This is a genomic window from Escherichia sp. KCJ4928, from assembly GCF_004352695.1.
Lineage (GTDB): Bacteria > Pseudomonadota > Gammaproteobacteria > Enterobacterales > Enterobacteriaceae > ECMA0423.
In genome coordinates this window covers 1-753 of sequence record NZ_SJWV01000500.1, presented here as the reverse complement: position 1 = coordinate 753, position 753 = coordinate 1, and the positions used below count along the sequence as shown (strand labels likewise).

The window sequence follows — 753 nt, the reverse complement described above, 5'->3', positions numbered from 1 at the left end:
CTTCGGCGTTGTAAGGTTAAGCCTCACGGTTCATTAGTACCGGTTAGCTCAACGCATCGCTGCGCTTACACACCCGGCCTATCAACGTCGTCGTCTTCAACGTTCCTTCAGGACTCTCAAGGAGTCAGGGAGAACTCATCTCGGGGCAAGTTTCGTGCTTAGATGCTTTCAGCACTTATCTCTTCCGCATTTAGCTACCGGGCAGTGCCATTGGCATGACAACCCGAACACCAGTGATGCGTCCACTCCGGTCCTCTCGTACTAGGAGCAGCCCCCCTCAGTTCTCCAGCGCCCACGGCAGATAGGGACCGAACTGTCTCACGACGTTCTAAACCCAGCTCGCGTACCACTTTAAATGGCGAACAGCCATACCCTTGGGACCTACTTCAGCCCCAGGATGTGATGAGCCGACATCGAGGTGCCAAACACCGCCGTCGATATGAACTCTTGGGCGGTATCAGCCTGTTATCCCCGGAGTACCTTTTATCCGTTGAGCGATGGCCCTTCCATTCAGAACCACCGGATCACTATGACCTGCTTTCGCACCTGCTCGCGCCGTCACGCTCGCAGTCAAGCTGGCTTATGCCATTGCACTAACCTCCTGATGTCCGACCAGGATTAGCCAACCTTCGTGCTCCTCCGTTACTCTTTAGGAGGAGACCGCCCCAGTCAAACTACCCACCAGACACTGTCCGCAACCCGGATTACGGGTCAACGTTAGAACATCAAACATTAAAGGGTGGTATTTCAAGG

The 753-nt window shown here is 54.4% G+C and carries 1 rRNA gene; it reads right to left on the bottom strand.

Annotation, left to right across the window (positions count from 1 at the left end):
• Window positions 1–12 precede the first annotated feature (12 nt).
• Window positions 13–753 (bottom strand): 23S ribosomal RNA (locus tag E0D98_RS25135); the annotation flags it as partial.